The 6,318-nt window shown below is 66.5% G+C and carries 7 protein-coding genes and 1 pseudogene; all 8 read right to left on the reverse strand.

Going from position 1 to position 6,318, the window contains the following annotated elements; all coding sequences use genetic code 11:
* A partial coding sequence (locus WAN71_RS28925; protein WP_422228614.1) for a CoA transferase occupies nucleotides 1-219 on the reverse strand: 219 nt, incomplete at its 3' end.
* Nucleotides 220-222: 3 nt separating this feature from the next.
* Nucleotides 223-1,044 carry an enoyl-CoA hydratase/isomerase family protein gene (locus WAN71_RS28930; protein ID WP_422228615.1) on the reverse strand — a complete coding sequence of 274 codons (822 nt, stop codon included), beginning with the start codon at nucleotides 1,042-1,044 and terminating at the stop codon, nucleotides 223-225.
* Between the two features lie 79 nt (nucleotides 1,045-1,123).
* Complete coding sequence (locus WAN71_RS28935; protein ID WP_422228616.1) at nucleotides 1,124-1,978, reverse strand: alpha/beta fold hydrolase; 855 nt, start codon at nucleotides 1,976-1,978, stop codon at nucleotides 1,124-1,126.
* A gap of 102 nt (nucleotides 1,979-2,080) precedes the next feature.
* A pseudogene (locus WAN71_RS28940) lies at nucleotides 2,081-2,224 on the reverse strand (helix-turn-helix domain-containing protein); the annotation flags it as partial.
* Nucleotides 2,225-2,619: 395 nt separating this feature from the next.
* Entirely contained in the window at nucleotides 2,620-3,264 is a 645-nt protein-coding gene (locus tag WAN71_RS28945) for a TetR/AcrR family transcriptional regulator (RefSeq protein ID WP_422228617.1), read from the reverse strand.
* A 131-nt stretch (nucleotides 3,265-3,395) separates the two neighbouring features.
* Nucleotides 3,396-4,091, reverse strand: a complete 696-nt coding sequence (locus tag WAN71_RS28950) for a hemerythrin domain-containing protein (RefSeq protein ID WP_422228618.1) — start codon at nucleotides 4,089-4,091, stop codon at nucleotides 3,396-3,398.
* 80 nt (nucleotides 4,092-4,171) lie between these two features.
* Nucleotides 4,172-5,146, reverse strand: coding sequence for an NmrA/HSCARG family protein (locus WAN71_RS28955; RefSeq protein WP_422228619.1), 975 nt, complete (start codon nucleotides 5,144-5,146; stop codon nucleotides 4,172-4,174).
* 85 nt (nucleotides 5,147-5,231) lie between these two features.
* Entirely contained in the window at nucleotides 5,232-6,158 is a 927-nt protein-coding gene (locus WAN71_RS28960; protein ID WP_422228620.1) for an LLM class flavin-dependent oxidoreductase, read from the reverse strand.
* Between the last annotated feature and the right edge of the window lie 160 nt (nucleotides 6,159-6,318).

Raw genomic sequence — 6,318 nt, forward strand, 5'->3', positions numbered from 1 at the left:
GACATTGAGGTCGATGGAGATGTTGCGCGTGCCGGCGTTCTGCTGGGCGTAGGAGCCGGAGATCTCGCCGCTGCGAGGGTAGGCCCGCCGGGCCATGTCCCCGGATGGCGGTTCAATCTTGATGACCTCGGCGCCCAGGTCGAGTAAGGTCTGCGCGCAGTGCGGCCCGGCCAGCACCCGGGAAAAGTCGACAACGCGGATTCCGGTCAGTGCAGCCATCTTTCAGTGCCCCTCAAAGTTGGCCATGCCGGGGCCGTTCTGCTTGAGCGAGGCGGCCCCGGTGCGAAAGTCCTCCGATGCGAAGATCGGCTTTTGCAGCTCGGTCATGGCGATGTCGGCGGCGCCGACTCCCTCGTTGATCGCGATCGTGACCAGGGCCTTGGTCGCGGCATGGGCGATGGTGGGGCCTCCGGCGAGCTCACGGGCTAGGGTGGCCGCGGCTTGGTCGAGTTGTTCGTCGGGGACCACCCGGTTTATCACGTTCCAATGTTCTAGGGTGCGCGCGTCGTAGCGGCGCGCGAGCATGGCCATCTCCTTGGCCCGCGCCGCCCCGGCGCGCTGGGTGAGTCGTTGGATGCCACCCGCCAGCGGGTGCAGCCCGACGGTGCCCTCCACCGAGCCGATCTTGGCCGACTCCGTGGCGATGATCAGGTCGCAGGCCAACGCCAGTTCCAGTCCGCCGCCCAGACAGTTGCCGTGCACGGCGGCCACGATCGGGATGGGTAGCTCGTCGAAGGCCCGCAGCATCTCCAGGATCGGCCAGCCCAAGACGCCGTTGCCGCGCCCGGCAGCCTCAAGCATCGCGTCCAGGTCTGCACCGGCCGAGAAGTGCCTCAGCCCACTGCGCAGGATCGCTGCCCGGGCACCGGAGTCCCGGACCCAGCCCAGCGCCTCGATCAGCTCTTCGGTGAACTCGCGGTTCATCAGGTTGTAAGGCCGGTAATTCATGGTGACGACGGCTACCGGGCCGTCCAGACGACACGTGAAACGCGCAATAGGCTCGCTCGGCACGTCGGTGCGTAGGTGTACGTCCTCCACGGACATCGGGTTCTCCTGTCTGTCAGAGTCTGAAGTTCGACGGATGCCGGGAGCGGCACGGCGCTTACCCGCCGTCCTGCCCCGATTAGCGTGCTCGCGCTGATCCGAGGGTCGCGTAGCCTCCTTCCCACCAGCTGGTGGCGAGCGCCGCGTACTCGTCGGCGGCGTCTTCCCAAGTGAAATGACCGGCGTCGATGAAGTTGAGCCTGCTGTTGGGCAGGCGCTCATGGAGGAACTCGGCGTTGGCCGGTGGCACCACCAGGTCTCGGCCGCCGCCGATGATCTGCACCGGCATCTTGATCTGCGGCAACAGAAAGCGCAGCGCCGCGAGGTCGGTCGGGTAGCTACGCACGTAGCGCATCGATTCGACGAAGCGGTCTCCGTCGTAGGAGGACAGGTAGTCCTCGCGAACGAAGTCGAGAAGCGGGTACCGCTGGATGTCGGTTAAAACAGCGGCAACGATCTGGCGCGGGTCAACGTGGCGGTATGCCTCGAGGTCGGGGGCTTCGACCCAGTCCTTCAGCACCCCGCCCAGCTGGAGGGGAAACGCCGCACCGCCACTGCCGACGACCAGGCTGCGTAACCGACCCGGATACAAGGCCGCCGCGAAAAGGGCCGCGCCGGTGCCGATGTCGGGACCGATCACATGCGGGCTGTCGAGCCTGAATGCGTCGGCGACGCGAATCACGAACTCGCCCATGGCCCGCGGCGAGAGCAGGCCATCGCGGCGCTGGGAGTGGCCGAACCCCGGTAAGTCGATCGCCACGAGATGTGTGTGCTCGGCCAGCCGCTCCCACGTCGGCTCGAAGGCGAACAGGCTCTCCGGCCACGGACTGAGCAACAGGGCGTGGTCGTCTCGGTTCTCGCTCTCGGCAAAGCGGATGGCCAATCCATCGATGGTTCGGAACTGCGGCTGGATGCCGTTGAACCAACTGCTCACGGAGATCTCCACAGGGGCTAGTCATCGCGCAACGTCGGCGACTGTGCCCAGTGTCGGTCGCGCGTCGCTGCGTTCGAATCCGCCGATGGACAGTCCGAATGGTCAGTCGGTGGACAGGACCCAGTCCAGTTGGCTGCGCGAAGTGACGCCGAGTTTCATAAAAACTTTGCTCAGGTGGTATTTGACGGTGCGCGGACTGATGAACAGCCGGGCGCCGATCTCGCGGTTGGAGAGTCCATCGCGGGCGGTTTCCCCGGCGGAGGGGGAAACTCACGTCCATCAACCCCGATACCGACGCCTGAGCGCGCACCCACGGGGCAACGCCTGCGGTGACCGGATGCTGTCAGGAGCCACGCCCTCGTATCGCCATCGCATCCCCACCACTCCGCCATGGACGGCGACGCGCCCACGCCGCTGCGGCACCCTGCGCCGTGATCGCGGGGCGACTGCCACCCGAATTCCGGCTGACTCGTATGGCGATGCCCGGTTCGCCGGTGGCACGATACGAAGCACGGCTGCGGTCCAGCGCAGCTCGGCTTTAGGGCCGTTACGACGGTGCGGCGGGAGGCCCCGGTGGTGTCGATGCATCTCGACCGATGCCGGGGACTGGTCTAGGTCGACGTGCTGTATCCAGATAAGTGTCACCACCCGCACAGCTTGCGCGCCAGGCTTTCCCAGGCGTTGCCGAGCTCCTCCAGGGTCATGCCGCGCTCGTTGATCTCGTGTTCGACGTAGTCGGCCTGCAGCAGAGCCAGCAACGCTTCAGTCTGCGCGTCGAGGTGGCCGGTGGTGCCCGCGGCGTTCAGCAGCGCGTGTATGTGGTTGCGGTGCAACGTGACTGGCGCGTTGTACCGGGACTGCGGATCGCGGTCGATGTCGCTGAGCAGCGCGTGATGGGTATGGACGAACCTCAGCCGCGCGCGACCGTAGGCCAGCAGCCGTTCCAGCGGCGGCGCGCTGGGCCCCAGCGGCGCCGGACCGAACAGGAACGCCTGCTGCTCGGCCTGCTCGTCCTCGTCGAGCAGCACGATCATCAGCCCTGCGCGGCTGCCGAACCGCCGGAACAGGGTGCCCTTGCCGACGCCGGCCGCCGCCGCGATTTCGTCCATGGTGACCGTGTCTGGGCTGCGCGCGGTGATGAGCCGCCGCGCCGCGTCTACCAACAGGGCACGATTGCGCGCGGCGTCCCCGCGCTCGTGCGGCGGGTCGGCCAGGTCCAGCGCCGTGTTGCGGCCGATGTCGCAGCTGGCGTCGGTGACGAACGCGACCCCGGGTGGCGTTGACATGCGTGATTTCCTTCCCTGGCGGTCGGTCAGGCCGGCGAATGGGCGATCCGGCTTTTGCGCTCCGAGTTGTCCGGCGTTGGCCGGAACGATCTTTGTTGTGGCGCAGCGGGTTGCGCGGGTTTCAGGTGTGGTTAGAGTTCGGTGCTGCGCGGTGGTGTGGCGGTGCCGTGGACCCGCTGGGAGTGGTCCGCGAACGTCTTTGCCGCCAGCTGCCTGATGGCGGGGCGGGCGTCGGCGGGCCTGGCGGCGATGAAATGCTCGATGCTGTCGGGATCGCCCTCATACATCAGCAGGCCGATCGTGAGTGCGGATTGTGCTGGGTCGGCGGCCAATTCGCTCCCCATGGCTGGGTGCCACTCGGCGACCGTGATGTACTGCGCCATGAGGGGAACGACGCGGTCCTCCTCCGCACTCAGGTGCTCCTTCAACGCCGGGATCAGCCTGCCGAGAACGTCCGCCAGGGCCTCGCGAGACTCGACGGTGACGGCATCGCGCCAGATGCTCAACGCCTCGTCGACCTCGTGGAGCAGCGTGGCGACCTGTTGGTGTTGGCCTTGCATCAGCCCCACCAGCCGAGCCGCCCGAGTGCAGCGGTCGAGCAGCAGCGGCCAGATGTCCTCGTCTTCGTGGGTGTGGTGATCGTGCAACAGGGCGATCACAGCTTCCACGTGATCACCGATGATCTGGGCGCGGTCGTGGTCGACCGCTACGACAGCACCGACGAGTCCGGGCATCAATGCGAACTCGCGGCGAAACATGTTGTGAATCACGAGCATGTCGCTGCGCTCGAAGTGCGGCTGCTCGTCAGGCTTCAACAGGGAACTCATCATTAACCTCCTTTGATTCGCACCGCGCATCGCGCGGCGCGAATCGTGCCGGTATCAATTCGGGGAACTCGCAAAGGAATTCAGTCGAGGGGGATCTCGCTCTTGTGCTGGGTCAGCCAGGTGTCGAGCGGTTGGAGTTCGGGGTTGAGCTCACGCGCCAGGTCGAGGTTGCGCACTCCGGTGAAGTATTCGGATGCGTCGGCATAGAACTGTAACATGTTGGCGACCTCGACGGCACCCGGCTGCCCGGATGCCCGCATCTGATCCGTGGTCATCGGTCGATAGTCGACCTTTTCGCCCAACGCTGCGGTGAACATCGCGGCGAGTTGTTCCCCGGTGGCGTGGGTGCCGGCGATGCTGACGGTCTTGTCGATGAATTGCCCGCCACGCCGAAACACACCCAGCGCGGTCTTGCCGATGTCCTCACCGGCGACGAGCGCAAGCTTCTTGTCGGCCATCGGCAGCGACAGCACCAGCTCGCCGTTGTCGTCGCGGTGCGGGCCTTGGCCTTGCAGGAAAGCGTCGTAGTAGAACGTGGTCTGCAGGAAGGTGGTCGGCACGCCGAGCGCGGTGAACGATGCGTTGGCCTCGCCCTTGGCGTCGAAGTGCGGGACCTTGTAGTTGCCCAGGGCGTCGGGGACCTCGATACCGAGTCGCTGAAAGTGGGGCCGGGTGTCCTCAAGGGTGGACCACACCACGTGGCGTAGTTCGGTGTCCTTGGCGGCGCGGGCTGCCGCCGCGGCCTGATCGAGTTCCATCTCGGCGCGGGTGCGGGCCTGCTCCTGTTCGGGGGTGCGCTGGACCCAGAAGTTGGTGACCACGTAGGCGCCGTAGGCGCCGCCGAAGGCCTTGCGCAGGCTGGTCTCATCATCGAGGTCTGCCTCGACGACCTCGGCCCCTTGGGAGGCGAGTGCGCGCGCCCGGTCGGAGCCGGCATTGCGGGTCAGAGCCCGCGCGGTGAACGGACCGTCCGGGTCGGCCATGATCGCCCTGAGCAGGCCGCCGCCCTGCACGCCGGTCGCGCCAACGATCGCAATGATTTTCTTCTCGGTCATCCTCTACTCCTTTGACTGATTTGCGGATACTGATCGGAAATTGCTTCGACGAATCGAAGCCCTGGTCTCGCCTCGGCGAGCAGGTCTAGAGTTCGCGACGCCGCCCGACGGATTCGGCGGGTCGCGCGGTGATGAGTTCGTCCAGCAGTGTGAGTTGGACGTCGTAGGGAACTTCTGCCTGGGTGAGGTCCCACATGACCTCGTCGACGCCGAGTTCGGCAACCCGGAGCAGGTCGCGCTTGATCTGGTCGACGGACCCAGACAGCGGCCCGCGATCGGCCTCATCAAGTGGGGCTTCGGTCACGGGGTTGTTGACGCGCACGACGATCGGGCCGGGTCTTTCACCAGCGGGTACGGCGGCGCGGAAGCTCGCGAGTTGCTGTTCAAAGGATTTCCACTCAGAGATCCCCGGGTTCAATCCCAGCCCTAGCCGTCCGGCGCGCTGCACGGAGGCGTCGACTCCCGGCGCTGCTGCGATGAGAATCGGCGGGCCGCCGGGCTGCAGCGGTTTGGGGCTGACTTGCGACGGCGCGATCCGATAGAAGCGGCCCTGATAGCTGACAGGGTCGGGCCCCCAGGTGGCACGCAGCGCCTCGATGAACTCCTCGAAACCGCTACCGCGGCGTCCCATCGGCACATTGGCGGCAGCGAACTCGTCGGCCGACCAGCCCTGTCCCAGACCCACGACGAGGCGTCCGGCACTCAAGTGGTCCAGCGTCGCGAGGCGGCGGGCGAGCAGTACCGGCACGTGGAAGAGCGCGGCGATGACGCTGGTCCCCAAGCGGATCGTGCTGGTGTGGGCGGCAACGTAGGTCAATGTCTCCACCGGTGCGAAGACGTTGGCGTAGCACTCCGGAGTCCGCCAGCCCTCCGCCGGCTCCACCGCTCGTAGCAGCCGCTCAAACACCCAGAGCGAGTCGAAGCCCAGCGCCTCGGCGCGTTGCGCGAACTCCACGATTCTCTGCGGAGTGGCCTCGACGCCGTGGTGCGGCAGGCCCAGTCCCAGCTTCATGGCGGATCTCCTCGATGATTGGCCGACCAAGTAATGCTTCACCGCGAGCGTAGCACGTTATTTGGCCGGCCAACCAGTTAGGCTGACGGCATGACACCCCAGCAACCGAGCCGCGATCCGCTCGACGTCGGGCCGGGTGGCCCGGTGAGCCGGGCCCTTG

This window comes from Mycobacterium sp., from assembly GCF_049280035.1.
In the GTDB taxonomy this organism is placed as follows: Bacteria; Actinomycetota; Actinomycetes; order Mycobacteriales; family Mycobacteriaceae; genus Mycobacterium.

Coding starts and splice junctions, on each gene's coding strand:
- WAN71_RS28950 (WP_422228618.1), bottom strand. CDS start 4,091: ATGAGTTCCCTGTTGAAGCCTGACGAGCAGCCGCACTTCGAGCGCAGC.
- WAN71_RS28930 (WP_422228615.1), bottom strand. CDS start 1,044: ATGTCCGTGGAGGACGTACACCTACGCACCGACGTGCCGAGCGAGCCT.
- WAN71_RS28955 (WP_422228619.1), bottom strand. CDS start 5,146: ATGACCGAGAAGAAAATCATTGCGATCGTTGGCGCGACCGGCGTGCAG.
- WAN71_RS28960 (WP_422228620.1), bottom strand. CDS start 6,158: ATGAAGCTGGGACTGGGCCTGCCGCACCACGGCGTCGAGGCCACTCCG.
- WAN71_RS28945 (WP_422228617.1), bottom strand. CDS start 3,264: ATGTCAACGCCACCCGGGGTCGCGTTCGTCACCGACGCCAGCTGCGAC.